We start from the raw sequence: 26,497 nt of genomic DNA, 5'->3' as shown, positions 1-26,497 counted from the left end.
CCGCCCGTCAGCCGAGCTGCGTCGGGTCGTGCTCCGGGACGCACGGCTTGACGGAGCCCTCGATCACCATCGCATTGAGCTGGGACTTGACCGGCCCCTCCGGGTTCTCGGTGAACTCCAGCACCACCGTCTGCCCCTTCCCGACCTGGCGGGGATCGATGACGAACCCCTTCGCCCCCGGCCTGGCGACCTTGTAGTGCACGGACTCGCGCCACTCCTCCGGAGTGTCGTACCCGCCGCCGACGAGCGCGCCCCGGTCGTTCTGGCACTTGGTGTAGGGCTTGAGGTACGTGACGTCGGCGGGCACGCCAAGCTTCCCGAGGTCCTGCTCCAGCTGGTCGGCGTCCCTGAACTCCTTGAGCTCCACCGTGATGGTGCCGTTGGCGTTCTTGCTCACCGCGTACGCCGGCTCGGGCCCGGTCAGCAGCGGCACCGCCACCGCCGCCACGGCCGCCAGCCCGGCCACCGCCGCCCCCGCGAGCAGGCGGCGGCCGACACGGCGGCTACGTTCGTTCCGCGCGGTCATCTCGGTCTTGAGGTCCATCAGCAACTGCTCCTCGAATCTCATCGTGGATTTCCTTCCATGACGAAGGGCAGGTCGCGAAGTGCCTTGCGGGCGCGGTGCAGCCGCACCATGGCGGTCCCCGGCCGGATACCCAGTGCCATCGCCGCCTCCGACGGCGTGAGCTGCTCCAGAACCACCAGCTCCAGGACGGCGCGCTCCCCGTCGGGTAATCCGGCCATGGCCTCGAAGGCCGCCCTGGCGGGCCGTTCCGCGTCTATCTGCTCCTCCAGCCGGGACACGTCGTCGCCGTCGAGCGGACGTCGCCCGCTCACGCGGTTCGTGAGCTGGGACTCCCGCAGCGCCCGCCGCCGCTCGGACGACAGCGTGTTGCGCGCGACGCCGTACAGCCACGCGATCTCGCTGCCCTTGCCCGGGCGGTACGTGTGCGCCGAGTCGAGCACCGCGAGGAACACGTCGGCCGCCAGGTCGGCGACCGTGTGCGGGTCGTCGACCCGGCGTGACAGGAAACGCGTGACAGCGTCGATGTGCCGCCGGTAGAAGGCTTCGAACGCCACGGGGTCGGTGGCGAGCTTCCCCCGTTTGAGACGCACCGGCCTTGCTCCCTTCGTCGATCTACACCAGTACTTGGTGAGAACCGGCTGGAGGCTTACAAAGCAGAAGAGCGGTTATACAGTGCACGAATCCGGCTGGCCGTCACCGCCAGGCCCGCGAGCGCCGTGACCAGCACCATCACCGACAAGGGCGCGGGGAAGTAGGTGAGCTGCGCCCAGGTGACCGTCCGCCCGTTCACCAGGACGGACACGAGGTCCGGATACGCGGCCAGCACCGCCACCGGGACGAGCGCGGGCACCAGCCGCAGCCCGATCCGCCACCACGGCCGTCCCGACCTGCGAGCGGCCCAGCGCCCCGCCCGCGCCACGCCCAGCACACCCAGCCCGGCCGCGACCAGCGCGAACGCCCCCAGCACCGCCTCGAAGAGCTGCCGGTCGTTGCCCGGCCCTTCCGGCGCCCTGCCCTCGCTCATCGCCGTGAGCCCGAGCATGATGTCGTACGTCGGGTCGTACAGCGTCGCGTTGTTGGTCATCACCGCGAACCCGTAGCCGGTCTTGGGCGAGACGGCCTCGACGGCGTTGTAGGTGAACAGGTTCCCCGAGTGCACGAGCTGCCCGTTGTCCTCGATGCCCCACCCCATCCCGTACGGGCGCAGCTTCGTGGGCCGGTGCATGGCCTCCAGGCTCTGCCGCTTGACCAGCGGGCGGCCGTCGCCCGCCTGCGCGATCAGCCACTTTCCCATGTCGGCGGCGGTGGTGATGACCCCGCCCGCCCCGCTGTCGTCGTGGAACCCGGCCAGCTCCGGCCGGGGCAGCCAGAGGCCGAAGAGGGAGTTGTAGCCGTCCGCGACCGGCACGACCTTGTCGGAGACCGCGCTGGACGCCATGCCCAGCGGCCCGAACACCCGATCGCGCAGGTAGTCGCCGAACCGCCGCCCGCTCGCCACCTCCACCAGCCGCGCGGCCAGGTCGTAGTTGACGTTGCAGTACTCGTAGCGGGTGCCGGGGTCGGCGGCGAGCCGGGAGCCGGCCAGGCGGGCGGTGTAGTCGGCCAGCGAGGTGGCCTCCTCCGTGGCGGCGATGTCCACGGTGCGGTCCGAGAGGCCGGAGGTCTGGTTGAGGAGCTGCCGTACGGTGATCCGCGCCGCCCGGGGGTCGGCCATCGTGAAGCCGGGCAGTTGCGCGGCCACCGGCTCGTCCAGCTTGATCTTCCCGCGCTCCACGAGCGTCATGACGGCCATGGCGGTGAACGACTTGCTCACCGAGGCCACCCGCATCGGCGTGCCGGCGCTCATCGGCCGCCCATCGGAGTCGTGCCCGTACCCGGCCGCGTGCACGACCTCGTCGCCGTGTGTCACGACCACGGACAGGCCCGGCACCCCGGTGGACTCCATCGCCTCCTGGAGGTAGGCGTCGATGGCGGCGGGCGTCAGCTCCGGTGCGGGGGCCGGGGTGAGGGTCAGGGCGAGGGCCAGAAGGAGTTTCACGGGGAAGAACCTAGGAACGCGGGGCACCCTCCCGTATCCGCCGACCGTCCAGAACCACCCTTGACGAAAGTCAGGTGTCCTCCAGCCGCGTCGGCACCGCCTTCTGCACCTGCTGGAACACCACCGACGTGCGGAACCCGACGATCTCCTTGCGCTTGCTCAGCCGGTCGAGCAGGAACCCGTGCAGGTGGTCGAGGTCCCGCACCCCCACGTGCAGCAGGAAGTCGTCCCCGCCGGCCAGCACGAACACGCTCAGCACCTCCGGCATCTCGGCCGCCGACGCCTTGAACGCGTTGATCACCGCCCGGCTCAGCGGCCGCACCTGCACGGAGATCATCGCCTGCACGCCGCGGTTGAGCGCGGCCGGGTCGATGTCGGCGTGGTAGCCGCGGATCACGCCGCGCCGGGTCAGCGACCTGACCCGCTCCAGGCAGGTGGAGGGCGCGATGCCGAGCTGCCTGGCCAGCTCGCGGTTGGACTGCCGAGCATCCGTTTGCAGCAGCCGTATGATCGCCGAATCAAGTTCGTCCATGCGGTCAGGTTCCCATGCCATTTCGGCCGAACGTTCGCCTAGCACGGAATCAGGCCGAATGTTCGGACTACTTTCAGCGACATGAATGGACATATGGGGGCATGGCACGGCACGGCGCTTCTGGTGGGCGCGGTGCTGGGGCCCGGCATGCTGGTGCTGCCGCACCTGGCCGCCGCCGCAGCCGGGCCCGCGTCGGTGCTGGCCTGGGCGGGGATGCTCGCGCTGAGCGTGCCCGTCGCGCTGACCTTCGCCGCGCTCGGCGCGCGCTACCCCGGTGGCGGGGGCGTGGCCGCCGTCGTCGGCCTCGCGTTCGGCCGCCACGCCGCCGCGGTGACCGGCTGGTGGTTCTACGGCGCCGTGCCGATCGGGACGGTCGCCGGCGCGCTGGTCGGCGGCCAGTACGTCGAGGCGTGCCTGGGCCTGGACGCCACCCTGGCCGCGTGCCTCATCCTGGCCGCCGCGTTCGCCGCCAACGCCGCCGGGCTGCGCACGTCGGGACGGTTGCAGATCGGCTTCGTCGCCCTCCTCGTCGCGCTGCTGGCCGCGGCCGTGATCACCGCGGCCCCGCACGCCGACCCGGCCAACTTCACCCCCTTCGCCCCGTACGGCCTGGCGGGCGTGGCCGGCGCGGCCGGGGTGCTCATGTTCGCCTTCGTGGGCTGGGAGGCGGCCAGCCACCTGTCGGGCGAGTTCGCCCGCAAGGAGGGTCTGGTGCGCGCCACCGTGGTCACGCTCGTCGTGATCGGCCTGCTGTACGCGGGCGTCTCCGTCACCTCCGTCGGCGTGCTCGGCGCGGACATGTCGGCCGTGCCGCTCACCGGGATGCTGGAGCTCGGCCTCGGCCCCGTCGCCCGCCCGGTGACCGGGGTGGTGGCGGTGCTGCTGACGTTCGGCGCGGTCAACACCTACCTCGCCGGGGCGGCCAGGCTCGGCGCGGCGCTGGCGGCGGACGGGGCGCTGCCGCGCTGGTTCGCCAGGGGCGGGGCGCCGGGGCAGACGCCGTACCGCAGTCTCGGGCTGGTGCTGGTGCTCAGCGTGCCCGTCCTGGTGTGGGCGGTGGACCTGGACATGCTGATGCGGGCCACCTCGGCGTGCCTGGCCGCGGTCACGTCCGCGGGGGTGGCGGCGGCGGTGCGGATGTTGCCGCGAGGCCGGCACCGCATCGTGGCGATCGTGGGGACCGGGATGTCGCTGCTGGGGCTGGCGTTCTGCGGGGCGTACCTGCTGGTGCCGGCCGTGCTGGGCGCGGTGGCGTTCGCCGCGCTGAGCATCAACCCTCGCCGTTCCTACAAAATCGGGCTATAAACGGGCGACAGGGCGCCGTCAGGCGGGCAGTACACATGAGCATCAGACGGCGCACGTCGGGAGGTGCCATGACCCAGCACGCCAAGTACGCGGAGTCCAGGCAGGTGGGCGAGCAGGCGCGGGAGAAGGAGTGGGCGCGCCCGAGCTTCGCCAAGCAGCTCTTCCTCGGTGACTTCCGGATGGACCTGGTGCATCCGGCACCCACGCCGCCCGACGAGGCGACCAAGAAGGGGGAGGAGTTCGTCAGGGCGGTGCGCCGCTTCCTCGACGCGCGCGTCGATCCGGCGCTCGTCGAGCGGACCGCCCAGGTGCCCGACGACGTGGTGAAGGGGCTGGCGGAGCTCGGCGCGTTCGGGATCACGATCAAGGAGGAGTACGGCGGGCTGGGCCTGCCGTACCTGTACTACTGCCGCGCCCTCACGCTCGTCGGCTCCTACTGCCCGGCGCTGGCCACGCTGCTGTCGGCGCACCAGTCGATCGGGGTGCCGCAGCCGCTCAAGCTGTTCGGCACCGAGGAGCAGAAGCGCGAGTTCCTGCCCCGGTGCGCGGCGGGGGAGATCTCGGCGTTCCTGCTGACCGAGCCCGACGTCGGCTCCGACCCCGCGCGGCTGGCCACCACCGCCGTGCGCGACGGCGACGACTACGTGCTCGACGGCGTCAAGCTGTGGACCACGAACGGCGTCATCGCCGACCTGCTGGTGGTCATGGCCAGGACCGGCAAGAAGATCAGCGCGTTCGTGGTCGAGGCCGACACGCCCGGCATCACGGTCAAGCGACGCAACACGTTCATGGGACTGCGCGGCATCGAGAACGGCGTGACCGAGTTCTCCCAGGTCAGGGTGCCCGCCCGGAACCTCATCGGCAAGGAGGGCGAAGGGCTGCGGATCGCGCTCACCACGCTCAACACCGGCCGCCTGTCGCTGCCCGCCACCTGCGCCGGGAACGCCAAGTGGGCCGTCAAGATCGCCCGCGAGTGGGGCAACGAGCGCGTGCAGTGGGGGCGCAAGATCGGCCTGCACGAGGCCGTGGCCACCAAGGTCGCCTTCATCGTGGCCACCGCGTACGCCGTCGAGGCCGTCTGCGAGCTGACCGCCCGCCTGGCCGACGACAGGCGCAACGACATCAGGATCGAGGCCGCGCTGGCCAAGCTCTTCGCCTCGGAGCTGTCGTACCAGGTGCTGGACGAGCTGGTCCAGATACGCGGCGGGCGCGGCTACGAGACCGCCGAGTCGCTGGCCGCCAGGGGCGAGCGCGGGGTGCCCGCCGAGCAGATGCTGCGCGACTCCCGCATCAACCGCATCTTCGAGGGCTCCTCCGAGATCATGCGCCTGGCGATCACCCGGGAGGCGGTGGACGCGCACCTGTCCGCCGCCGGTGAGCTGATCAACCCCGAGGCCGGCCGCCAGGAGCGGGCCCAGGCCCTGCGCCGGGCCAGCCGCTTCTACGCCAAGTGGCTGCCCACGCTGGTGGCCGGCACCGGCAACCTGCCCACCGCCTACGCCGGCTTCGGCCCGCTGGCCGCGCACCTGCGCTTCGTGGAGCGGATCAGCAGGAAACTGGCCAGGTCCACCTTCTACGGCATGTCCCGCTGGCAGGGCAGGCTGGAGCACAAGCAGTCGTTCCTGGGCAGGATCGTGGACATCGGCGCCGAGCTGTACGCGATGACCGCCGTCTGCCTCAAGGCCGAGGAGGACGCCAAGGACCTCGGGCGCCGGCCGTACGAGCTGGCCGACACCTTCTGCCGGCAGTCCAGGCTCCGGGTGGACGCGCTGTTCGACCGCCTGTGGGACAACAGCGACAGCCACGACGTACGCGTGGCCGGCTACGTGCTCGACGGCCGCTACACCTTCGTCGAGGAAGGCATCCTCGACCCGTCGATCGAGGGCCCGTGGATCGGCGCCCCCGAGGGCGGGGAGAACGTCCGCCGCAAGATCCTCTGACATCCGGTCTAGACCAGAGGTGCGCTCATGGCCGCCTGAGTGTTGCCAAACCGAGACAGGCCGGTATAGACCGGCTGCTTAACTCCGGCTTACGCTTGCGCAAACGCGGCCACGCGCGCTGGCTCGCGTGCTCATCCCCCTGGGCGGGTTCGACTGTCTGGTACGGACCAGTAGGGCCCGTCTGACGAGAAGGCGGTATCTCCAGTGAACATCAAGCTTGTGGGCGGCGCCGCTCTCGGCCTTGCCACCATGCTGGTCCTGTCCAGTTGCGGATCCGGGGGCTCGGGCGGCGGGGGTGACACCCAGGCGTCCAGCGGCGGCCAGGTCACGCTGAAGATGGTCGCCGCCGACTACGGCGACGGCCCCGGCAAGCCCAACTCCGGCGAGACGTTCTGGAAGGGCGTCACCGACGAGTTCACCAAGGCCAACCCGAACATCAAGGTCGAGGTCCAGGTCATCAACTGGAACGACATCGACAAGCAAGTCGCCACCATGGTGCAGAACGGGCAGATCCCCGACATCCTGCAGACCGGCGACTACTCCGGCTTCGTCGAGGACGGCCTGCTGTACAAGGTGGACGAGGTCCTGTCCCCGAACGTCTCCGGCGACATGCTGCAGAAGTTCGCCGAGTTCGGCAAGGTCGACGGCGCCGCGTACGGCATCCCGTTCGTCTCCTCCGCCCGCGCCCTGTTCTACAACAAGGACCTGTTCGAGCAGGCCGGCATCGCCGAGCCGCCGAAGACGTGGGACGAGCTCAAGGCCGCCGCCGAGAAGCTGAAGGCCAAGGGCGTGACCCAGCCGTTCGGCCTGCCGCTCGGCCAGGAGGAGGCCCAGGCCGAGTCGTTCCTGTGGATGCTCGGCAACGGCGGCGGCTACAAGGACGCCTCCGGCAAGTGGGCGATCAACTCGCCGCAGAACGTCGAGACCTTCACGTACATGAAGGGCCTGGTCGACGCCGGCCTGACCACCCCGAACCCGGGCACCAAGGACCGCAAGACGGTCTGGGAGGACTTCGGCGCGGGCAAGGTCGGCATGGTCAACGGCGGCCCCATGTCCATCCCGATCTTCGACGCGGCCGGGCTGAAGAACTACGGCGTCGCGCCCATTCCCGGCAAGGCCGGCCCGCTCGACACCACGCTCGGCGTCATGGACTGGATCATGGCGTTCAACAAGAACGGCCACGCCGCCGAGATCAAGAAGTTCTTCGACTTCTTCTACACCGGCACCGCCGCCCAGAAGATCTCCGACACCTACAAGCTGCTGCCCGTCACCAACGGCGGCATCCAGAAACTGTCCGGCGACGAGAAGCTCAAGCCGTTCCTCGACGCCCTGCCCAACGCCAGCTTCTACCCCTTCCAGGACCCCAAGTGGGCCACCCTGAACCCGGCGATCAAGCAGACCATCGGCGGGGCCGTCAAGGACGACCCGGCCAAGGTCCTCGGCGAGCTGCAGAAGACCGCGGAAGCGGCCGGCTGATCCAGCAGGACCACGGTACGGCCGGCTCGCCGGCCGTACCGTCCTTGCGAAAGGTGCTTGAGTGACAACGCTGGACGTGAAGAAGCCGCGCGCGGCACGGCGGGGCCTGCGCGCCCTCGAACCCCTGGCCTGGGTCGGGCCCGCCATCGTGCTGATCGCCCTGGTCGTGCTCTGGCCGGTGGTCGAGATGATCAGGTCGTCGTTCCTGGAGATCAGCCGGCTGGGCGTGGTGCGCGGGTCGGCCGGGTTCGCGAACTACGAGAAGCTCTTCGCCGAGAAGGACTTCGCCGACGTCATGGTCCGCAGCGTGATCTGGGTGGTCGCGGTCGTCGTGCTCACCGTGCTGGTCTCGCTGGCCCTGGCCCAGCTCTTCAACCAGCGCTTCCCACTGCGCAAGCTGGCCCGCTGGGCGCTCATCGCGCCGTGGGCCGCGTCGGTGCTGATGACGGCGATCATCTTCAAGTGGATGCTCGACCCCGAGGTCGGCGTGATCAACCAGATCCGCCTCAAGCTCGGGCTGATCGACGCGATGGGCGGCGCCGCCGCCGACCAGCTCGGTGACGCCTCCACCGCCATGCCGTGGCTGGTGTTCGTCGCGGTGTTCGTGTCGGTGCCGTTCACCACGTACGCGCTGCTCGCCGGGCTCGCCACGATCCCCGCCGACGTGTACGAGGCCGCCAGGATGGACGGAGCCGGACGCCTGCGGACGTACTGGTCGATCACGCTGCCGCTGCTGCGCCCCGCGCTCACCGTGGCGGCCCTGATCAACGTCATGAACGTCTTCAACAGCTTCCCCATCATCTGGGCCATGACGCACGGGCAGCCGGGCTACTCGACGGCCACCTCGACCATCCTCATGTACATCCTCAAGGGCTCCGACATCGGCGAATCGGCCGCCATGTCCGTCGTCAACTTCGGCATGGTGATCGTGCTCACGGTGATCTTCCTCAGGGTGTCGCGGTGGAACAAGGAGGTGGCCTGATGGCCGTCAAGACCATGCCTGCGCAGGCCCAGCCCCATCACCACCACGCGCGCACCGGCCGGAGCGCCGCGCGCCGCGCGATGCCCAAGCTCAAGACCGTGCTCATCGCCGCCACCGCGTACGTCGTGGCGTTCCTGTTCCTGTTCCCGTACGTGGTCATGCTGCTGACCTCGCTGCGCTCGCAGGAATCGCTGCGCGACGTGACGTTCTGGCCCGAGGAGTGGGTGTGGTCCAACCTCACCGACTTCTGGAGCAGCGGCCTGGCCGGGAACCTGTGGGTGACGATCAAGGTGGCGGCCGGCTCGACCCTGCTCGTGCTGCTGGTCGCGCTGCCCGCCGCGTACTACTCGGCCCGGCACAACTTCCGCGGCCGCACCGCGTTCCTGATCCTCGTGCTGATCACACAGATGTTCCAGCCCACCGCCATGGTGGTCGGCATCTACCGCGAGTTCTTCCAGTTCGGGCTGGTGGACTCGATCTGGGCGCTGATCCTCGTCAACGGCGGCTTCAACCTGGCCTTCGCCGTGTGGATCCTGAACGCGTACTTCTCCTCCATCCCGCGCGAGCTGGAGGAGGCCGCCTTCATCGACGGGAACGGGCGCTTCGGCGCGCTGTTCAGGATCACGCTGCCGCTGGCCATGCCCGGCGTCATCACCGCGCTGATCTTCACGTTCATCGCCGCGTGGAACGAGTTCGTGGTCGCGCTGACCCTCACCACGACGACCGAGAACCAGCCGCTCCCCGTGGCGCTCAACTCGTTCATCGGGCAGTACCAGGTGGACTGGCAGAACCTGTTCGCCGGCTCGGTGATCGCCACCATCCCGGTGATCATCCTGTTCGCCCTGATCGAGCGGAAGGTGGTCGGCGGTCTGACCGCCGGCTCCATCAAGTAGCCCGTCCGGCCGCGCCCCTGAGATCCTCGGGCGCGGCCGGGCGCGTTACCGCCCCGGGGCGTTGCCGCTCCCGGGGCCTTGTCGCCTCTGAGGCGTTGTCGCTTCTGCGGTGTTACCGCTTCTGGGGTGTTATCGCTTCTGGGGGACGCGCGCCACGCAGAACACGGTCTGGCCGAACGGCGGCGTGACGAACCGCTCGATGAGCCTGGTCAGCGGCACCACCGTACGGTCGTAGATCTTGACCAGGCGCGGGTCCGGGTAACCCACGCCGCCCCGGCGCACGGCCGCCCACCAGGCGATGCCGCCCAGGAAGTTGATCGGCTTGAGCACCTCGATGTCGAGCCCCGCCCTGGCGACCGTCGTGCTCAGCGTCTTCGGCGTGTACCGCTGGACGTGCCCCACCTTGCGGTCGAAGTCCCCGTAGAGCTGCATGTAGCCGGGCACCCAGATGATGATCCGCCCGCCCGGCAGCGTCACCCGCGCCAGCGAGCGCAGCGCCTCCGCGTCGTCCTCGATGTGCTCCAGCACGTTCATCATGACGACCGTGTCGACCTTGTCCTCGAGCGGGATGTCGGTCGGCAGCCCGAACTGCAGGACGCTGATGTCGTCGCGGTCGGCGAAGCGCTTCTCCAGCTGCTCGACGCAGTAGGGGTCGAAGTCGCTCACCACGAGCCGGTCGAGGCGAGGCAGGAACTGCTCGGCGAAGTGACCCAGCCCCGAGCCGATCTCCAGCATCGAGCGGCCGACATGCGGGGCGACCATGTCGAACTCGTACTGCCGATAGTTCTTGGCCTCGTCCCCACCCAGGTGGTTCTCCAGGGCCTCGTCACCGGCCGCCGGTTGCACTACACGGTCATACCCAGAAGACATAATCCCGTTCCTTCGAGGGGCTCATGGATTGCCCGAGTCTAATGCCCTGGACAGTCACCAGGATGACACGATCTGCGGATCGCCCTTCCGCCCGTGACCTGTTTGCGGTGGAATCTGACTCGCCATGGACGACGACGAGGCGATCGCCCGCTCGCTCGAAGGTGATCTGGCGGCCTACGAGGTGCTGGTCGCCCGCTACAGCGCGCTCGCCCACCGTACCGCCTTCATGCTCGGCGCCGGTGACGAGGCGGAGGACGTGGTGCAGGAGGCGTTCGTCAAGGCGTTCCGCCACCTGTCCGGCTTCCGCGCGGACGCGCCCTTCCGGCCGTGGCTGCTGCGCATCGTCGCCAACGAGACCCACAACCTGACCCGCTCGCGCGGGCGCCGCTCCTCGCTCGAACTGCGGCTGGCGGGCAACGCCGACACGCGGGTGCCCGACGACCCGGAGGGCGCCGCCGTCGCCACCGACCGGCGTTCGCGGCTGCTGGCCGCCGTACGGGGGCTGCCCGAGCGGGAACGTCAGGCGGTCGTGTGCCGGTACTTCTTACAACTGAGCGAGGCGGAGACCGCTCAGGTGCTCGGCTGGCCCGTCGGCACCGTCAAGTCCAGCACTCATCGGGGGTTGGCCCGGCTGAGGGGGGAGGTGGGGGATGAACTCGCATGAGCCTTTCGAGGAGCCTGTCGACGAGCCTTTGGACGGGACTTCGGACGGGCCTTTGGACGGGCCCTTCGACGAGCTCGAGGCCGAGCTGACGGCACTCGGCAACCTCCTCGACGTCCCCGGCCCGCCGCCCCCGTCCGACATGGCCGCCGCCGTCCGCGCCCGCCTCGAACAAGTCACCCCACCCCACGACGCCCGCCCCACCACACGCGACACCCACGTACCGGGCACCTCCGCGCCCGACACCTCCGCGCCCGATGCCGAGGCGCCCCGGACTTCCGCGCCTGGCACCTCCGCGCCTGGCACCTCCGCGCCTGGCACCTCCGCGCCCGACGCCGAGGCGCCCGGCGTCGAGGCGCCCGGTGGCTCGGGCGCCGGCGGGCCCGATCCGGCGCACGGGCCGATCACCGGCCCCGTGCGGCCGCACACCCGCAGGGACTCCCGGGCGCCAGGCCGGCGGGACGGTGGGCGGCGGAGTCCGGCGCGACGTGGCCGGCGGGCGAGGTGGGCGATCGTGGCCGCCGTGGTCGTCGCCGTGATCACCGTCACGGCCGCCACCCCCCAGGGCCGCGCCGCCGTGACGCAGATCCTGCGCTTCGCCGGCATCGAGATCGAGATCGGCGAGACGACACCCCCACCCGTCACCACCACGGCCACCCTCCCGGGCGAGCACCAGGTCCCCCGTACGGACGTCCCCGGCCAGGCCAGGTTCCAGGTGAGAACCCCGGCGGCGCTCGGCGACCCGCAACGCGTCACGGTGGCCGACGACGGCAGGATGGTGTCGATGTTCTGGCCCGGCGGCCTCAGGCTCGACCAGTTCGACGGCACCGTGTCCCCGTTCTTCTTCAAGAAGCTGGGCCCGCCCGCCCCCGAGTACACCAGGGTGAACGGCCGCGAAGCCTGGTGGATCCCCGGCGAGCACCCCCTCGGCTACATCCTTCGCCAGGACGGCACCCAGGTCCCGCTCCGCCAGGCCGCCGCCACGCTCATCTGGCAGCAGGACAGCCTCAACTTCCGGCTGGAGGGAGCGAAGAGCAAGGCGGAGGCCGTCCGCATCGCGTCGTCACTCGGGTGAGAGCGACTGGGTGAGCCAGTCGTCCACACCCTTCAGCAGCTCCTTGCGCACCGACTCGGGCGCGGTGGACGACCGTACGGACTGCCGCGCCAGCTCCGCCACCTCCGCGTCGCTGAACCCGTACACGTCCCTGGCCAGCTCGTACTGCCGCAACAGCCGCGCACCGAACAACAACGGGTCATCGGACCCGAGCGCGATCGGCACCCCGGCGTCGAACAGGCGCCGCACCGGCACGTCCGCCGGCTCCTCGGCCACCCCCAGGCCCACGTTCGAGGTGGGGCAGACCTCGCAGCAGATCTGCCGGTCGGCCAGCCGCTGCATCAGCCAGTCGTCCTCGGCCGCCCGCACCCCGTGCCCGACCCGGTCGGCGTGCAGGTCGTCCACGCACTGCGCCACGCTGCGCGGACCCAGCAGCTCGCCCCCGTGCGGCACCGCCAGCAGCCCGCCCCGCTTGGCGATCCTGAACGCCCGCTCGAAGTCCCTGGCCGCGCCGCGCCGCTCGTCGTTGGACAGGCCGAAGCCGACCACCCCCTTGCCGACGTACTGGGTGGCCAGCCGGGCCAGGGTGTTCGCGTCGAGCGGGTGGCGGGTGCGGTTGGCCGCGACGATCACCGCCATCCCGACGCCCGCGTGCCGCGCGGCCTGCTCCACCGCGTCCAGCATCAGCTCCAGCGTGGCCGTCAGGCCGCCGAAGCGCTGCGCGTACCCCGACGGGTCCACCTGGATCTCCAGCCACCGGGATCCGGCCGCCACCTCGTCCTCCGCGGTCTCCCGCATCAGCCGGTAGACGTATTCCGGACGGGTCAGCACGGACCGGGCGATGTCGTACAGCCGCTGGAACCTGAACCAGCCCCGCTCGTCCGTCGCCCGCAGCTTGGGCGGCCAGTCCTGCTCCAGCGCGTCAGGGAGGGTGAGCCCCTGCTCCCTGGCCAGCTCGATCAGCGTCGAGTGCCGCATGGAGCCGGTGAAGTGCAGGTGGAGATGGGCCTTGGGAAGCGCGTGCAGGGGCCGGAGCATCTGCATATCTTGCCACTCAACCTTCGGCCGGGTTCGCGCGTTGGGGAGGGCGAAAGGGGACCCTCGCTGATGCTCGCGAGAGGCGTCCGCGAGGCCGGCTGAAACGCACGGTACGGACGGGACCCGGAGGGGGATCAAGACAGCATGATCCCGGAGGGGCACCAGATCGGCCAGGGATGGCGCGCGGCCCTCGCGGCGCTGGCGTTCGCGGTCACGGCCCTCGTCATCTACGCCCTGTTCTCCTCGGGCTTCGGACGCCTGCCACGCGCCGCCGCACCGACCCCCGAGCCCGCCCCCCGCCAGGTCGAGCCCGCACCCCGTCAGACGGAGCCCGCACCTCGCCAGGTCGAGCCCGCGCCTCGCGCGCAGCCCGATCGGCCGGCCGCCGCCGTGGCCGCGCGGCCCAGCCCCGTCCGTGCCTCGGGTCGCGATGCGCTCTGGGTCGTCTCCGACGGCTTCTGGCTCACGTACCTGCCGGAAGGGCTCGCGCGCAGCGGCGGCAAGGTCACCGCGTCGGCCGCCCGCGCCACGTTCGGCTCGGCGGGCAGGGTCGTCGAGGTCCAGGTGGAGCACGGTACGGTAGCCACCGACTGGGGCGCCTACCGCAAGCGGATCACCGTGCTGGACGCCCGCGCCACCACCGTGCGCGGCAAGCCCGCCGTGGCCGGCAGGCACCCGGGCGGCGGCCGCGTGATCGCCTGGCTCGAACGCCCGGGAACCGGCGCGTGGATCCGCGTCAGCGACTCCCTGAGCAGCGAACTCGCCGCTATTGCCGCCTCGGTCAAGGCTCCTGTAGGAGACTAGGAGCCTTTTCCCTGGTTCCACTCACTCTCATGGGGGGTCGATGCGGCGGTTGGCGGCGGTTCTCCTCATGCTCACGCTCGCGGCGTGCGGCGCGGGCGGCGCGGGCGGCAGCGGGCGCGGCGGTGGCGACGAGGCGCAGGAGCCCTGGAGCACCCCGCCGCAGCCCAAGCCGGCCATCACCGGCAGCGGCACGATCGCGCTGTCCTGCGACGACACCGGCGTGCGGGTGCCGGCCTCGCCCGCGGGCCTCACCCCGGCCGGCACGTTCGCCCGCCTGGATTCGCTCGCCCGCCCGCTCAAGGTCGAGGGCCGCATCTGGAGCGAGAACGACGAGCGCATGTACGTCGGCGTGGTGTGCGGGGTACGGACGGCCGAGCAGTTCGCCACGCTGGTCGCCAGGTCGACGCTGACGGTCTACCAGGGCAAGCCCGCGCTGCGCTGGACCACCCGGACGGGCGTGCGGAGCTTCATGTGGCTGGAGCGGCCGGGCACCGCCGTCTACATCGGGGCGACGCCCGGCCTCGCCGACGACATCAAGCCGATCGCCGCCGACATCACCTTCACCGCCTAGCTGTTCTGTCCTGCGAGGTTGGGTACGCGGCTAGCGTGCCTCTGCGAGCAGCTTGCCCATCCGGCTGACGCCCTCGGCCAGATCGTCGTCACCCAGGGCGTAGGACAGCCTGAAGTAGCCAGGGGTCCCGAAGGCCTCGCCCGGCACCACGGCGACCTCGGCCTCCTCCAGGATCAGCTCCGCCAGCTCGCTGGACGACTGCGGCCGCCTGCCCCGCAGCTCCTTGCCGATCAGCCCCTTGACCGACGGGTACGCGTAGAACGCCCCCTTCGGTTCCGGGCAGAAGACGCCGGGGATCTCGTTGAGCATCCGGACCATCGCCTGCCGGCGCCGGTCGAAGGCGGTCCGCATCTCCGCCACCGCCGACAGGTCGCCCGACACCGCGGCCAGCGCCGCCATCTGGGCGACGTTGGAGACGTTGGAGGTGGCGTGCGACTGCAGGTTCGTCGCGGCCTTGACCACGTCGGACGGGCCGATCAGCCAGCCCACGCGCCAGCCCGTCATCGCGTACGTCTTGGCCACGCCGTTGAGGATGACGACCCGGTCGCCCAGCTCGGGGACGGCCGTGGCGATGCTGGTGAACTCGGCGCCGCCGTACACGAGGTGCTCGTAGATCTCGTCGGTGACGACCCACAGGCCGTGCTCGGCCGCCCAGCGGCCGATCGCCACCGTCTCCTCGCGCGAGTGGACGGCGCCCGTCGGGTTGGACGGCGAGACGAACAGCAGCACCTTCGTCCGCTCGGTGCGCGCGGCCTCGAGCCGGTCCACGCTCGCGAGGTAGCCGGTTGACTCGTCGGTCACGACGTCCACCTGCACGCCCCCGGCCAGCTTGATCGCCTCGGGGTAGGTCGTCCAGTACGGGGCGACGACCAGCACCTCGTCGCCCGGGTCGAGCAGCGTCGCGAACGCCTCGTACACCGCCTGCTTGCCGCCGTTGGTGACCAGCACCTGCGAGGCCTCGGCGGCGTAGCCGGAGTCGCGCAGGGTCTTGGCGGCGATCGCCTTCTTCAGCTCCGGGAGGCCACCCGCGGGGGTGTACTTGTGGAAGCGCGGGTCGCGGGCCGCCTCGATCGCCGCCTCGACGATGTACCCGGGCGTCGGGAAGTCGGGCTCGCCCGCGCCGAAGCCGATGACGGGGCGCCCTGCCGCCTTCATCGCCTTCGCCTTGGCGTCCACGGCGAGCGTGGCGGACTCGGAAATCGCGGAAATTCTCGCGGAGATGCGGGATCGGGTGGACATGCCTCCATGCTCCCATGGGCTCGTGACCTGGGCGATCAGGTTTTGGTTCGACGTGGCGGGCAATCACCCGTATGCTTTCGCCTGGTCCTTCCGCCGCATGTCGGCGAGCGGTTCGGTCCAGGCAGTGAGTCGATCAGGGTAGTGTGGTTGACGACATAGGGCACTGGCGCAATTGGTAGCGCACCGGTCTCCAAAACCGGCGGTTGGGGGTTCGAGTCCCTCGTGCCCTGCGAGTGCGGTCCGCGCAACAATAGGCGTGTAAGCGCGCCGCAAAACTGCGTTGGATACGACGGATCAGGTGAGGACTGTGGCGATCGACACGCGCGGCGAGACCGCAGACAAGCCTAGTGGCGAGAAGAAGACCCGCACTTCTCCTGCCCTCTTCTACCGGCAGGTCGTCAACGAGCTTCGTAAGGTCATCTGGCCGACACGCAAGGATCTCATCACCTACACCACGGTCGTTCTGATATTCGTTCTGATCATGGTTGCGATCGTGTACGGGCTCGACAGCGCCCTGGGATGGGCGGTCCTCCGCATCTTCGGCGGATCCTGACCGAGACACCGCCGGGTGGGTCGCCTGACGGAGTCGCCATTCGAAACCACGAAAGAGGAAGAGTCACCGTGTCCGAGTCTTCATTTCCGGCGGACGAGTCCCGCGACGAGTGGGGCGACGAGCTGGAAGAGGCCACTGAGGAGTCCGCCGAGGCGGCTCTGGAAGAGGCTGAGGCCGAGTCCGAGCTCGAGGAGAGCGACGAGGCTGCCGAGGACGAGGCGGCCACCGTCGAGGACGATTCGGTGCTTCCTGACGTCGACCCCGTCGAGGAGTTCAAGAGCTCGCTGCGCGGCCTTCCCGGCGAGTGGTACGTCATCCACTCCTACGCCGGTTACGAGAACCGCGTGAAGTCCAACATCGAGAGCCGCAACGTGTCGCTCAACATGGAGGACTACATCTACCAGGTCGAGGTGCCGACGCACACCGTCCAGGAGTTCAAGAGCGGCAAGAAGGTGCCGGTCAAGGAGCGCGTGCTGCCCGGCTACGTGCTGGTGCGCATGGAGCTGACCGACGAGTCCTGGGCCGCCGTGCGTAACACGCCCGGCGTGACCGGCTTCGTGGGCCTGTCCAACAAGCCGAGCCCGCTCAGCCTCGACGAGGTCGCCAAGCTGCTGGCGCCCGAGCCGACCGAAGAGGCCAAGAAGACCACGACGAAGGCCGCCAGCGGTCCTACGGTCGAGTTCGAGATCGGCGAGTCGGTCACGGTCATGGACGGCCCGTTCGCCACGCTGCCCGCCTCGGTGAGCGAGATCAGCCCCGAGTCGCAGAAGCTCAAGGTGCTCGTGTCGATCTTCGGTCGGGAGACCCCGGTTGAGCTCTCGTTCAACCAGGTCTCGAAGATCTAGGACGATCACATACACTTAGACGTTCGGCTGGCCGCCTCATCGCGAGGGCGGCCTCCGACATGTCCGGGCCCGTAATCCTACGGGCCGGGCGCAACGCAATCAGGACCCGGAGAAGGACAAATGCCTCCGAAGAAGAAAATTGCCGCACTCGTCAAGGTGCAGCTCCCGGCCGGCCAGGCCACGCCGGCTCCGCCGGTGGGTACCGCCCTCGGTCCCCATGGCGTCAACATCATGGACTTCGTCAAGCAGTACAACGCTGCGACGGAGGCCCAGCGGGGCAACATCATCCCCGTTGAGATCACCATTTTCGAAGACCGCAGCTTCACCTTCGTCACGAAGACGCCGCCGGCGCCTGAGCTGATCAAGAAGGCCCTGGGTCTCGACAAGGGCAGCGCGGTCCCGCACCGCGACAAGGTGGGCAAGCTCAGCCGCGAGCAGCTGCGCAGCATCGCCGAGACGAAGATGCCCGACCTCAACGCCAACGACATCGAGGCGGCCGAGAAGATCATCGCCGGCACCGCCCGGTCGATGGGCATCACCGTCGCCGAGTAAGACCTTTCCCAGCAGTTCGTGGGAGGGCCGCCCCAGACGCGGCCCGGACACCACTAGGAGTCAAGAATGCAGCGCAGCAAGGCGCACAAAGACGCGACCGCCAAGGTCGACCGCGACAAGCTCTACTCGCCGGTAGAGGCCGCGAAGCTGGCCAAGGAGACGTCGACCACCAAGTTCGACGCGACCGTGGAGGTCGCCCTCCGGCTGGGCGTCGACCCTCGCAAGGCCGACCAGATCGTGCGCGGCACGGTCAACCTCCCGCACGGCACCGGCAAGACCGCCCGGGTCCTGGTCTTCGCGACCGGTGACCGTGCCGAGGCGGCCCGCGAGGCGGGCGCCGACATCGTCGGCGCCGACGAGCTGATCGACGAGATCGCCAAGGGCAACCGGCTCAACGAGTTCGACGCCGTCGTGGCCACGCCCGACCTCATGGGCAAGGTCGGCCGCCTGGGCCGCGTGCTCGGTCCGCGCGGTCTCATGCCCAACCCGAAGACCGGCACGGTGACGCCCGACGTCGCCAAGGCCGTGACGGAGATCAAGGGCGGCAAGATCGAGTTCCGTACCGACCGGCAGGCGAACCTGCACTTCATCATCGGCAAGACGTCGTTCGACGAGCGCCAGCTCATCGAGAACTACGCCGCCGCGCTGGACGAGGTGCTGCGTCTCAAGCCGTCGGCGGCCAAGGGCCGTTACCTGAAGAAGGTCACCTTCTCGACGACGATGGGGCCGGGCGTTCCGGTCGACCCCAACCTCACGCGTGGGCTGACGGCCGAGCTGGAGGCCTGAGCCTCAGGCTTGGCGGTTCTTCACGCCCCTGCCCGATTCGTTCGGGCGGGGGCGTTTTCGCGTTCAGGGGTGCGTCTGTGCCCGCGTCGGGAGGCGTCCCGTGTGCCTGTGCGCGCGTCGGGACGCGTCCCGTACGCCTGCGCCCGCGATGTGGCCGGCGTGGCATCGACCGCGCACTGAGAGAGCACAGGCGCACCGTTCAAGGCCTGGCCGGGCGCCGGGGCCCGGCACGGGTGCGGGGCGGCGCAGGGCCGTGCACAGCGCGTCGCTCAAGGCGCGGGCGCGGGCGCACGAGCGGATTGTGTGGGAGATGTGCAGAGAGGGTGAGGGTTAACCCTGGGTTTTCCCCGAATTGTGCGGGGAAGGCGCCATGACCCGGAAACTTAAACGTAGGGTAAAAAGCATGCTGAAGCGCACGATAAGTATGACCGCGGCTGGCGCCGCGCTAGTCGTGGCCGCGGTCGCCGGTTGTGGATCGAACGCCCAGCCCATCCAGGTCAACCTGGCCGCTTCGGAGGTGCTCGCGCAGGCCGCGCAGAAGACCGCCGAGGTCACCAGCTACACGGTCGATGCCGTGGTGAACGTCTCGCACCCCCAGGAAGGCACCGGCAAGGTGCAGGGCCGCATGCTCTACCAGAGCAAGCCGCAGCTCGCCGCCGACCTGACCCTCGACACCGTCGACATGGGGGGCCGCAGCGTTCCCGGCGGGGTGCGGGCGGTGCTCCAGGGCGACACCGTCTACGTGAAGGTCCAGGCGCTCAACGACTTCCTGGGCAACGCCAAGCCGTGGATCAAGGTCTCGCTGAACGAGACGGGTCACGCCGGTGAGGTGAACCAGTACCTCGGCCAGATCCAGCAGTTCGACCTCGCCAACATGACGAAGCTGGTCACGGCGTCGCAGGACGTGAAGTCGGTCGGGACCGAGAGCGTCAACGGCGAGGACGCCACGCACTACAGCGGCACCTTCCCGGTGGAGGTCGCCGTGCAGCAGCTGCCCGCCGACAAGCAGGAGCAGGCCCGGAAGGGTCTGGCCGAGCTGAAGGACGTGAAGTTCGACATGTGGGTGGCGGCCGACGGCCTGCCGCGCAAGCTCGCGCTGAACGGCGCCAAGGAGGGCGCCACGCTCGACGCGACCCTGTTCTTCAAGGGCTACAACGAGACCGTCAGCATCCAGGCCCCGCCCGCCGACCAGGTCGGCGAGCTGCCCAAGGGCACGACCAACTGAGAACGATTTGGAAACTCGGCGGCCAGCACGTACTCTGGTCGTTGCCGAAGACCGCCGGTCGTCGTCGGGTGCTCTGAGCCTGACGACCGAAGGATCCACGTCATGTGGGCGACCTGCGCAGGTGTGATGCGAGTTTCCCACATGGTTGATTCCGTGTGCGTGAGCCCCGTGCGCCCTGCGCCGGGGCTGTTCTCATTTCTAGGGCCTTCTCCGGCGGCACATTCTGGAAGGAGGCCCATGGCGAGGGCGGATAAGGCGACAGCGGTTGCCGAGCTCAAGAGTGAGTTCGAAGGCAGCCAGGCCGCCGTTCTGACCGAGTACCGCGGTCTCACCGTCGCGCAGCTCAAGCAGCTGCGCATCTCTCTCGGTGAGAATGCGAAGTTCGCCGTGGCGAAGAACACCCTGACCAAGATCGCGGCCAACGAGGCCGGTCTGACGGGCCTCGACGGCCTGCTCACCGGTCCGACCGCGATCGCCTTCGTCAACGGTGACGTTGTCGAGGCGGCCAAGGGTCTGCGTGACTTCGCCAAGGCCAATCCCCTTCTGGTGATCAAGGGCGGCGTCCTCGACGGCAAGACGCTCGACGCTACCGAGATCACCAAGCTCGCCGACCTCGAGTCCCGCGAGGTCCTCCTCGCGAAGCTTGCCGGTGCCCTCAAGGCCAAGCAGAGCGCCGCGGCCGCGATGTTCGCCGCTCTGCCCACGCAGATGGCCCAGCTTGCTGAGGCCCTGCGCGCCAAGCGCGACGAGGCTGGCGAGTAACACGGGGGTTGCCGCACGTACCGCGGTCCCGTTCCAAGTTTTCAGCAAGACCTAACGTAAGGAATCAATCATGGCGAAGCTCAGCACCGACGAGCTGCTCGACGCGTTCAAGGAGATGACCCTCCTCGAGCTCTCCGAGTTCGTGAAGGTCTTCGAGGAGACCTTCGACGTCAAGGCCGCCGCCCCCGTCGCGGTTGCCGCCGCCCCCGCCGCCACCGGTGGTGGCGAGGCCGCCGCCGTCGAGGAGCAGGACGAGTTCGACGTCATCCTCGAGGCCGCCGGCGACAAGAAGATCCAGGTCATCAAGGAGATCCGCGCCCTGACGTCCCTGGGCCTCAAGGAGGCCAAGGACCTGGTCGACGGCGCTCCGAAGGCGGTCTTCGACGGCAAGGTCAACAAGGAGCAGGCGGAGAAGGCCAAGGCTGCCCTCGAGGGCGCCGGCGCCACCGTCACCGTGAAGTAACTTCCCCTTCGCTTCACGCAAGAGCTCTTCGGAAAGAGGCGGATACACCCTGGTGCCGGGTGTGCCCGCCTCTTTTCGTATTTCCGGCCTCGCGCCCGCCCCGCTGCCGCGCCGGTCCCGTGCCGGCTCAGGAGATTCTCATGCACGTCTCATCGCCCGGGCCAACCGGCTCGTGACCGGGCTGATCTTCAGCCTGATGCAGGGGATCCTCCGCGCCTACTACAGCGTGGCGCTGGCACCGGCCGTCGCCGCGCTGGTCGGTATGAGCACGGCGGTGCTGTGGGAGCGCGGCGCACGCCGGGTGCTCGCCGTGGTGGCGGCGCTCAGGGACGTGGCGGCATGGGACGCATGGGCGGTGGCGGCCTGCGGTGGGCGGGTTCAACGGCACGGATCCGGCGTCGACGCTGGAGCAGTTCAAGCGGTACGGCGCCGAGAAGAAGATCCACTACTTCATCGGCGCCGGCATGGGCGGCAGCGACGACGCGGCGCGGATCGCGGAGTGGGTCGGGAGACATTCACCGCGCACGATCGAGCCTGCCCGCGCTTACTGGACGAGAAGTCTCATAACTGCCCGGTAACAAGCTGCGAGATCCGGTTCCCGCTCGCCCGAACGCGGTTACGGTGAGGGCATCGACCGAGCAAGGTGTGCGTCTGGCTACTCCCTGAGATCCGGGAAGGTGACCGTGGGCGTGGAAGTCGTGATCGACGGGTTGACCAAGTCGTTCGGCCGGCAGGTCATCTGGGAGGACGTCTCGCTCACGCTGCCCGCCGGCGAGATCTCGGTGCTGCTCGGCCCCTCGGGCACCGGCAAGTCGGTCTTCCTCAAGACCATGGTCGGCCTGCTGCGGCCCGACAGGGGGCACATCTGGATCGACGGCTTCGACCTGGCCGACTGCGCCGAGGCGAAGCTGTACGAGCTGCGCCGCCTGTTCGGCGTGCTGTTCCAGGACGGCGCCCTGTTCGGCTCGCTCAACCTCTACGACAACATCGCCTTCCCGCTGCGCGAGCACACCAGGAAGAGCGAGGCCCAGGTCCGCCAGATCGTCATGGAGAAGGTGGAGCTGGTCGGCCTGCTGGGCGCCGAGACCAAGCTGCCGGGGGAGATCTCCGGCGGCATGCGCAAGCGGGCCGGGCTGGCCAGGGCGCTGGTGCTGGATCCGGAGATCATCCTGTTCGACGAGCCCGACTCGGGGCTCGACCCGGTCCGCACCGCGATACTCAACCAGCTCATCGTGGACATCAACGCCGAGATCGAGGCCACGTTCCTGATCGTGACGCACGACATCAACACCGCCCGCACGGTGCCCGACAACATCGGGTTGATGTTCCGGCGGGAGCTGGTGATGTTCGGCTCGCGGGAGATGTTGCTGTCGAGCGACGAGCCGGTGGTGCGGCAGTTCCTGAACGCCAGGAAGCACGGCCCCATCGGCATGTCCGAGGAGAAGGACCTGTCGGAGCTGGAGGCCGAGGCGCAGATGGGGCACGACCCCGGGCCGCTGCCGCCGATCCCGCCGCAGCTCATGCCGTCCGGCAACAAGATCCGCCGCACCCAGCGGCCGCCCGGCACCTGGCTGGCGGCCAACGGGGTGATCCCGCCGCAGGGGTCGTTCGTGGACGAGCGCGGGCGGAACTGGCTGGAGGAGTACCCTCGGCTGATCAACGCCCACCTGCACGGGATCGCCTGAGGCTGCTCGCCGGGCCCGAGGGCGCGCTCCCGAGACCGTCGCGGCTCTGAGCATGTCCTTGGAGGGGAAGGCCGTGCTGGGCGCTCAGCGGGCCTCTGAGGGCCATCTGAGGGCATTTGCGGAGATCTTTCGCCTCTGACCGATTCCCGTGGCGAGATCTCTCGTGCGCGCGCCCCTTCCGGACCCGGAGCACGAGGGACGCCCCCCGCGCCACCCGCCCAACCGGCTGCGTTGGTCAGCGGGCTTCCGGAGTGGATGTCGCGTTATGATCCGGCAGCGGCCGGCCGGAAAGGGGTGAGCAGACGTGGCGGGACTTGCTGTTCGGCCCGCTCGCATCCTGATCGCGGCCCTCAGCGGAGTGCTGGCGGTGCTCGTCGGCGGCGGCGTGTGGATCGCGGCCCAGGCGCGCGACGAACAGGGCAGGGCAGGCGACAAGCAGGCCGCGCTCCAGGCCGCGGGCACCCATGCCAAGAACCTCGTCTCGCTCGACTACAAGAGCGTGGACACCGACATGCGGCGCATCCTCGACACCTCCACCGGCACCGCCAGGGCGGAGTACGAGGCCAACGCCGGCAAGCTCAGGTCCACCACGGTCGAGAACAAGGTCGTCCAGCACGGCGTGCTGCGCGCGACCGGCCTGGTCTCGATCACCGGCACCACGGCCAGGGTGCTGGTCGTGGCCGACGTGGAGATCCGCTGGGACGGCTCCGACAGCCCGCCGCAGGAGCGCTTCTACCGCTGGCAGATGGACCTGAGCAAGGTCGGCGGGGTCTGGCTGGCCTCGAAGGTGGTGCAGGTCCGGTGAGGATCTTCATGATCGTGCTGCTCGGCGCCCTCGTGGCCGTGGGCGGGGTGCTGGTACCGACCATGTGGTTCGACCTGCGTGAGCTGCGCGACAGCGACGCGGCGGGAGCGGAGGCCGTGGCCGCGGCCAGGAAGGTCGCGCCCGATCTGCTCTCCTACGACTACCGGACGGTGGAGGAGGACCTGGCCCGGGCGGGCACGTTCACCACGGGCGAGCTGGCCGGGCACTACAAGGAGCTGGCAAAGACCCTGGTGCCCAAGGCCAAGGAGCAGAAGATCGTCCAGAACGTGGCCGTGGCGGGCGCCGGGGTGGAGCGGGCGGAGCCCGACCGGGTAGAGGTTCTGCTCTTCGTGAACACTGGTACGGTCAAGGAGATCCCCGGTAAAGAAGGGGTCCAGCAAGAGTTCACCCAGAACCGCGCCAGGTTCGTCATGGTGCGGCAAGACTCTCGCTGGCTGGTGGCGGGCCTGTCCACCCTCCTGGGGACGGCCTGAGGCTCCAGGTGATCGCGGGCGCGTCGCTTCCTTCAATTGTTACCAAAAAACTGGTTTAGCGCAGCCTTTGATAGGGGTACCCCAGTCACTGCAACACCGGTTGTCGGCATGGGTTCGGCCCCCGGTGTGACGGAGCGTTAACCGCCCCCGTTCGCGGGTATCGTCTTGGGCCTGGCGGTAGGCGATCAGTCACACAGGGGAGAAAACCCAGCGTCCAGGCCCTGAGTCGGCTAAAAGTCGCGCTCCCGGGCTTGACGTTTCCGCCTGAACGGGCGATGCTGCGACCAACGTGGAGCATGCAGCGAGGGCGAAGTGGACAGGCGTGTGCCGTTCGGCTACACTGCCCCTTTGCGCTGCCCTTTGACGACCCGCGATGCTTGCTCACGTTGCGAGGTTGTCTGGCGTGCGTGTAGTCAGTCCGCCGCGAGCCCTCGGAAGGACATCTGTTGGCAGCCTCGCGCAACGCCTCCGCCGTACCCGCTGGTCCCCGTCGCGTCTCTTTCGCGCGTATCCAGGAGCCTCTCGAAGTTCCTGACCTTCTCGCTCTGCAGACCGAGTCGTTCGACTGGCTGCTCGGAAACGAGAAGTGGAAGGGCCGGGTCGAGGCGGCTCGCCAGGCCGGGCGCAGGGACGTCCCGACCCAGTCGGGCCTCGAAGAGATCTTCGAAGAGATCAGTCCGATCGAGGACTTCTCGGGGACCATGTCCCTGTCGTTCCGCGACCACCGGTTCGAGCCGCCGAAGTACTCCGTAGATGAGTGCAAAGAGAAGGACATGACCTTCTCCGCCCCGATGTTCGTCACGGCGGAGTTCATCAATAACACCACCGGTGAGATCAAGAGCCAGACGGTGTTCATGGGCGACTTCCCGCTCATGACGCCGAAGGGCACTTTCATCATCAACGGCACCGAACGTGTCGTGGTCTCCCAGCTGGTCCGATCGCCCGGCGTCTACTTCGAACGCAATGTCGACAAGACGTCCGACAAGGATCTGTACGGCTGCAAGGTCATCCCGTCGAGGGGTGCCTGGCTGGAGTTCGAGATCGACAAGCGCGACAGCGTCGGTGTGCGCATCGACCGCAAGCGCAAGCAGGCCGTCACCGTGCTTCTCAAGGCACTGGGGTGGACCAGCGAGCAGATCCTCGAGCGTTTCGGCCAGTACGAGTCGATGCGGGCCACCCTGGAGAAGGACCACACCGCCGGCCAGGATGACGCCCTGCTCGACATCTACCGCAAGCTGCGGCCGGGTGAGCCGCCGACCAAGGAGTCGGCGCAGACCCTGCTGGAGAACCTCTACTTCAACTCCAAGCGCTACGACCTCGCCAAGGTGGGTCGCTACAAGATCAACAAGAAGCTGGGCGTCGACGCGGAGATCACCCAGGGCACCCTCACCGAAGAGGACATCGTCGCCACCATCGAGTACATCGTCCGCCTGCACGCGGGCGAGGAGTCGATGCCGGGCGCCAATGACCGTGAGGTCATCGTCGAGATCGACGACATCGACCACTTCGGCAACCGCCGCCTGCGCAGCGTCGGCGAGCTCATCCAGAACCAGGTCCGCCTGGGCCTGGCCCGTATGGAGCGCGTCGTGCGCGAGCGCATGACCACGCAGGACGTCGAGGCGATCACGCCGCAGACCCTGATCAACATCCGCCCGGTCGTGGCGTCGATCAAGGAGTTCTTCGGCACCTCGCAGCTGTCGCAGTTCATGGACCAGACCAACCCGCTGGCCGGCCTGACGCACAAGCGTCGTCTGTCCGCGCTGGGTCCCGGTGGTCTGTCCCGTGAGCGGGCCGGCTTCGAGGTTCGAGACGTGCACCCGTCCCACTATGGCCGGATGTGCCCGATCGAGACCCCTGAAGGCCCGAACATCGGTCTGATCGGTTCGCTGGCCTCCTACGGCCGGATCAACGCCTTCGGCTTCGTCGAGACGCCGTACCGCAAGGTCGTCGACGGCAAGGTGACCGACCAGATCGACTACCTGACCGCCGACGAGGAAGACCGCTACGTCAAGGCGCAGGCCAACACGGCGCTCAACCCCGACGGCTCGTTCGCCGAGGCCCGCGTCCTGGTCCGCACCAAGGGCGGTGAGACCGAGCTCGCCCGTGCCGAGGAGGTCGACTACATCGACGTGTCGCCGCGCCAGATGGTGTCGGTGGCCACCGCGATGATCCCCTTCCTGGAGCACGACGACGCCAACCGCGCGCTCATGGGCTCCAACATGCAGAGGCAGTCCGTGCCGCTGCTGAAGAGCGAGGCGCCGCTGGTCGGCACCGGCATGGAGTACCGTGCCGCGACCGACGCCGGCGACGTGATCAGCGCCGAGAAGGCCGGTGTGGTGGAGGAGGTCTCGGCCGACTACATCACGGTCATGAACGACGACGGCACCCGGACGACGTA

Annotated in this window: 28 protein-coding genes and 1 tRNA gene; 22 read left to right on the top strand and 7 right to left on the bottom strand. The window is 69.1% G+C overall.

Going from position 1 to position 26,497, the window contains the following annotated elements; translation table 11 throughout:
- Window positions 1-7: 7 nt before the first annotated feature.
- From AB0I79_RS55915 to AB0I79_RS55900, 4 genes are all read right to left on the bottom strand, one after another.
- A complete protein-coding gene (locus AB0I79_RS55915; protein ID WP_357892916.1) occupies window positions 8-568 on the bottom strand; it encodes a hypothetical protein in 561 nt (186 codons plus the stop codon).
- Complete coding sequence (locus AB0I79_RS55910) at window positions 565-1,116, bottom strand: RNA polymerase sigma factor (protein ID WP_357892914.1); 552 nt, start codon at window positions 1,114-1,116, stop codon at window positions 565-567. Before AB0I79_RS55910 ends, AB0I79_RS55915 begins: the two co-directional genes overlap by 4 nt.
- Window positions 1,117-1,172: 56 nt before the next feature.
- Window positions 1,173-2,564: a serine hydrolase domain-containing protein gene (locus AB0I79_RS55905; RefSeq protein WP_357892913.1), complete on the bottom strand. Its 1,392-nt coding sequence runs from the start codon at window positions 2,562-2,564 to the stop codon at window positions 1,173-1,175.
- 70 nt (window positions 2,565-2,634) lie between these two features.
- A complete protein-coding gene (locus tag AB0I79_RS55900; protein WP_357892911.1) occupies window positions 2,635-3,096 on the bottom strand; it encodes an Lrp/AsnC family transcriptional regulator in 462 nt (153 codons plus the stop codon).
- 81 nt (window positions 3,097-3,177) lie between these two features.
- Here AB0I79_RS55900 and AB0I79_RS55895 point away from each other — a divergent pair, with 81 nt between their 5' ends.
- The 5 genes from AB0I79_RS55895 to AB0I79_RS55875 all read left to right on the top strand — a co-directional run bounded on the left by AB0I79_RS55895 (window position 3,178) and on the right by AB0I79_RS55875 (window position 9,692).
- On the top strand, window positions 3,178-4,401 hold the full coding sequence (locus AB0I79_RS55895; RefSeq protein WP_357892909.1) for an amino acid permease: 1,224 nt from the start codon (window positions 3,178-3,180) through the stop codon (window positions 4,399-4,401).
- Window positions 4,402-4,469: 68 nt separating this feature from the next.
- On the top strand, window positions 4,470-6,341 hold the full coding sequence (locus tag AB0I79_RS55890; protein ID WP_357892907.1) for an acyl-CoA dehydrogenase family protein: 1,872 nt from the start codon (window positions 4,470-4,472) through the stop codon (window positions 6,339-6,341).
- 204 nt (window positions 6,342-6,545) lie between these two features.
- Complete coding sequence (locus AB0I79_RS55885; protein WP_357892905.1) at window positions 6,546-7,817, top strand: extracellular solute-binding protein; 1,272 nt, start codon at window positions 6,546-6,548, stop codon at window positions 7,815-7,817.
- A 61-nt stretch (window positions 7,818-7,878) separates the two neighbouring features.
- Complete coding sequence (locus tag AB0I79_RS55880; RefSeq protein ID WP_357892903.1) at window positions 7,879-8,799, top strand: sugar ABC transporter permease; 921 nt, start codon at window positions 7,879-7,881, stop codon at window positions 8,797-8,799.
- Entirely contained in the window at window positions 8,799-9,692 is an 894-nt protein-coding gene (locus AB0I79_RS55875) for a carbohydrate ABC transporter permease (protein ID WP_357892901.1), read from the top strand. Before AB0I79_RS55880 ends, AB0I79_RS55875 begins: the two co-directional genes overlap by 1 nt.
- Before the next feature lie 129 nt (window positions 9,693-9,821).
- On the opposite strand, the gene AB0I79_RS55870 is transcribed toward AB0I79_RS55875, so the two are convergent.
- Window positions 9,822-10,562, bottom strand: a complete 741-nt coding sequence (locus AB0I79_RS55870) for a methyltransferase domain-containing protein (protein WP_357892899.1) — start codon at window positions 10,560-10,562, stop codon at window positions 9,822-9,824.
- Between the two features lie 124 nt (window positions 10,563-10,686).
- Between AB0I79_RS55870 and AB0I79_RS55865 the strand changes: the two genes are divergently transcribed.
- Window positions 10,687-11,226 (top strand): RNA polymerase sigma factor, encoded by a 540-nt coding sequence (locus tag AB0I79_RS55865; protein WP_357892897.1) that lies wholly within the window; start codon window positions 10,687-10,689, stop codon window positions 11,224-11,226.
- On the top strand, window positions 11,213-12,298 hold the full coding sequence (locus AB0I79_RS55860) for a hypothetical protein (RefSeq protein ID WP_357892895.1): 1,086 nt from the start codon (window positions 11,213-11,215) through the stop codon (window positions 12,296-12,298). The genes AB0I79_RS55865 and AB0I79_RS55860 overlap by 14 nt, the downstream gene beginning before the upstream one ends.
- Here AB0I79_RS55860 and AB0I79_RS55855 read toward each other — a convergent pair.
- Entirely contained in the window at window positions 12,287-13,315 is a 1,029-nt protein-coding gene (locus AB0I79_RS55855) for an adenosine deaminase (RefSeq protein WP_357892893.1), read from the bottom strand. The genes AB0I79_RS55860 and AB0I79_RS55855 overlap by 12 nt on opposite strands.
- Before the next feature lie 144 nt (window positions 13,316-13,459).
- Between AB0I79_RS55855 and AB0I79_RS55850 the strand changes: the two genes are divergently transcribed.
- Window positions 13,460-14,119 (top strand): hypothetical protein, encoded by a 660-nt coding sequence (locus tag AB0I79_RS55850; RefSeq protein ID WP_357892891.1) that lies wholly within the window; start codon window positions 13,460-13,462, stop codon window positions 14,117-14,119.
- A gap of 40 nt (window positions 14,120-14,159) precedes the next feature.
- Window positions 14,160-14,690 carry a hypothetical protein gene (locus AB0I79_RS55845; RefSeq protein ID WP_357892889.1) on the top strand — a complete coding sequence of 177 codons (531 nt, stop codon included), beginning with the start codon at window positions 14,160-14,162 and terminating at the stop codon, window positions 14,688-14,690.
- Between the two features lie 30 nt (window positions 14,691-14,720).
- Here the strand turns inward: AB0I79_RS55845 and AB0I79_RS55840 are convergent, their stop codons facing one another.
- Window positions 14,721-15,929, bottom strand: coding sequence for a pyridoxal phosphate-dependent aminotransferase (locus AB0I79_RS55840; RefSeq protein ID WP_357892887.1), 1,209 nt, complete (start codon window positions 15,927-15,929; stop codon window positions 14,721-14,723).
- A 157-nt stretch (window positions 15,930-16,086) separates the two neighbouring features.
- Here AB0I79_RS55840 and AB0I79_RS55835 point away from each other — a divergent pair.
- The 13 genes from AB0I79_RS55835 to AB0I79_RS55775 all read left to right on the top strand — a co-directional run.
- Window positions 16,087-16,159: transfer RNA gene (locus AB0I79_RS55835), tRNA-Trp, on the top strand.
- Between the two features lie 77 nt (window positions 16,160-16,236).
- On the top strand, window positions 16,237-16,482 hold the full coding sequence (gene secE / locus AB0I79_RS55830) for a preprotein translocase subunit SecE (RefSeq protein ID WP_253752860.1): 246 nt from the start codon (window positions 16,237-16,239) through the stop codon (window positions 16,480-16,482).
- 68 nt (window positions 16,483-16,550) lie between these two features.
- A complete protein-coding gene (gene nusG, locus AB0I79_RS55825; RefSeq protein ID WP_357892885.1) occupies window positions 16,551-17,327 on the top strand; it encodes a transcription termination/antitermination protein NusG in 777 nt (258 codons plus the stop codon).
- A gap of 120 nt (window positions 17,328-17,447) precedes the next feature.
- Complete coding sequence (gene rplK, locus AB0I79_RS55820; protein ID WP_148442008.1) at window positions 17,448-17,879, top strand: 50S ribosomal protein L11; 432 nt, start codon at window positions 17,448-17,450, stop codon at window positions 17,877-17,879.
- 66 nt (window positions 17,880-17,945) lie between these two features.
- The gene (gene rplA / locus AB0I79_RS55815; RefSeq protein WP_357892883.1) at window positions 17,946-18,665 is read left to right on the top strand and encodes a 50S ribosomal protein L1; all 720 of its coding nucleotides are present in this window, start codon (window positions 17,946-17,948) and stop codon (window positions 18,663-18,665) included.
- Window positions 18,666-19,068: 403 nt separating this feature from the next.
- Complete coding sequence (locus tag AB0I79_RS55810; protein WP_357892881.1) at window positions 19,069-19,890, top strand: DUF1396 domain-containing protein; 822 nt, start codon at window positions 19,069-19,071, stop codon at window positions 19,888-19,890.
- A gap of 237 nt (window positions 19,891-20,127) precedes the next feature.
- Entirely contained in the window at window positions 20,128-20,652 is a 525-nt protein-coding gene (gene rplJ, locus AB0I79_RS55805) for a 50S ribosomal protein L10 (protein WP_357892879.1), read from the top strand.
- A gap of 70 nt (window positions 20,653-20,722) precedes the next feature.
- Window positions 20,723-21,115, top strand: coding sequence for a 50S ribosomal protein L7/L12 (gene rplL, locus AB0I79_RS55800; RefSeq protein ID WP_357892877.1), 393 nt, complete (start codon window positions 20,723-20,725; stop codon window positions 21,113-21,115).
- Between the two features lie 368 nt (window positions 21,116-21,483).
- Window positions 21,484-21,693, top strand: a complete 210-nt coding sequence (locus AB0I79_RS55795; RefSeq protein WP_357892876.1) for a hypothetical protein — start codon at window positions 21,484-21,486, stop codon at window positions 21,691-21,693.
- A 105-nt stretch (window positions 21,694-21,798) separates the two neighbouring features.
- Window positions 21,799-22,800, top strand: a complete 1,002-nt coding sequence (locus AB0I79_RS55790) for an ABC transporter ATP-binding protein (protein ID WP_357892874.1) — start codon at window positions 21,799-21,801, stop codon at window positions 22,798-22,800.
- Window positions 22,801-23,104: 304 nt separating this feature from the next.
- Window positions 23,105-23,605, top strand: coding sequence for a hypothetical protein (locus AB0I79_RS55785; RefSeq protein WP_357892872.1), 501 nt, complete (start codon window positions 23,105-23,107; stop codon window positions 23,603-23,605).
- Window positions 23,602-24,099 (top strand): hypothetical protein, encoded by a 498-nt coding sequence (locus AB0I79_RS55780; RefSeq protein WP_357892870.1) that lies wholly within the window; start codon window positions 23,602-23,604, stop codon window positions 24,097-24,099. Before AB0I79_RS55785 ends, AB0I79_RS55780 begins: the two co-directional genes overlap by 4 nt.
- Before the next feature lie 446 nt (window positions 24,100-24,545).
- Window positions 24,546-26,497: DNA-directed RNA polymerase subunit beta (locus AB0I79_RS55775; protein ID WP_357892868.1), on the top strand; the 1,952-nt coding region annotated here is incomplete at its 3' end.

The organism is Nonomuraea sp. NPDC050202, from assembly GCF_040656115.1.
Lineage (GTDB): Bacteria > Actinomycetota > Actinomycetes > Streptosporangiales > Streptosporangiaceae > Nonomuraea.
Note: the sequence above shows the minus strand (reverse complement) of the source record. Positions and strands in the feature narration are given on the sequence as shown.

What these genes read in the sequence shown, in the direction of transcription:
- AB0I79_RS55915 (WP_357892916.1), bottom strand. Translation starts at nt 568, where the DNA reads ATGAGATTCGAGGAGCAGTTGCTGATGGACCTCAAGACCGAGATGACC.
- rplJ (WP_357892879.1), top strand. Translation starts at nt 20,128, where the DNA reads ATGGCGAGGGCGGATAAGGCGACAGCGGTTGCCGAGCTCAAGAGTGAG.
- AB0I79_RS55860 (WP_357892895.1), top strand. Translation starts at nt 11,213, where the DNA reads ATGAACTCGCATGAGCCTTTCGAGGAGCCTGTCGACGAGCCTTTGGAC.
- rplL (WP_357892877.1), top strand. Translation starts at nt 20,723, where the DNA reads ATGGCGAAGCTCAGCACCGACGAGCTGCTCGACGCGTTCAAGGAGATG.
- AB0I79_RS55890 (WP_357892907.1), top strand. Translation starts at nt 4,470, where the DNA reads ATGACCCAGCACGCCAAGTACGCGGAGTCCAGGCAGGTGGGCGAGCAG.
- AB0I79_RS55900 (WP_357892911.1), bottom strand. Translation starts at nt 3,096, where the DNA reads ATGGACGAACTTGATTCGGCGATCATACGGCTGCTGCAAACGGATGCT.
- AB0I79_RS55865 (WP_357892897.1), top strand. Translation starts at nt 10,687, where the DNA reads ATGGACGACGACGAGGCGATCGCCCGCTCGCTCGAAGGTGATCTGGCG.
- AB0I79_RS55855 (WP_357892893.1), bottom strand. Translation starts at nt 13,315, where the DNA reads ATGCTCCGGCCCCTGCACGCGCTTCCCAAGGCCCATCTCCACCTGCAC.
- AB0I79_RS55875 (WP_357892901.1), top strand. Translation starts at nt 8,799, where the DNA reads ATGGCCGTCAAGACCATGCCTGCGCAGGCCCAGCCCCATCACCACCAC.
- AB0I79_RS55840 (WP_357892887.1), bottom strand. Translation starts at nt 15,929, where the DNA reads ATGTCCACCCGATCCCGCATCTCCGCGAGAATTTCCGCGATTTCCGAG.
- AB0I79_RS55810 (WP_357892881.1), top strand. Translation starts at nt 19,069, where the DNA reads ATGCTGAAGCGCACGATAAGTATGACCGCGGCTGGCGCCGCGCTAGTC.
- AB0I79_RS55895 (WP_357892909.1), top strand. Translation starts at nt 3,178, where the DNA reads ATGAATGGACATATGGGGGCATGGCACGGCACGGCGCTTCTGGTGGGC.
- rplK (WP_148442008.1), top strand. Translation starts at nt 17,448, where the DNA reads ATGCCTCCGAAGAAGAAAATTGCCGCACTCGTCAAGGTGCAGCTCCCG.
- AB0I79_RS55850 (WP_357892891.1), top strand. Translation starts at nt 13,460, where the DNA reads ATGATCCCGGAGGGGCACCAGATCGGCCAGGGATGGCGCGCGGCCCTC.
- AB0I79_RS55870 (WP_357892899.1), bottom strand. Translation starts at nt 10,562, where the DNA reads ATGTCTTCTGGGTATGACCGTGTAGTGCAACCGGCGGCCGGTGACGAG.
- rplA (WP_357892883.1), top strand. Translation starts at nt 17,946, where the DNA reads ATGCAGCGCAGCAAGGCGCACAAAGACGCGACCGCCAAGGTCGACCGC.
- AB0I79_RS55845 (WP_357892889.1), top strand. Translation starts at nt 14,160, where the DNA reads ATGCGGCGGTTGGCGGCGGTTCTCCTCATGCTCACGCTCGCGGCGTGC.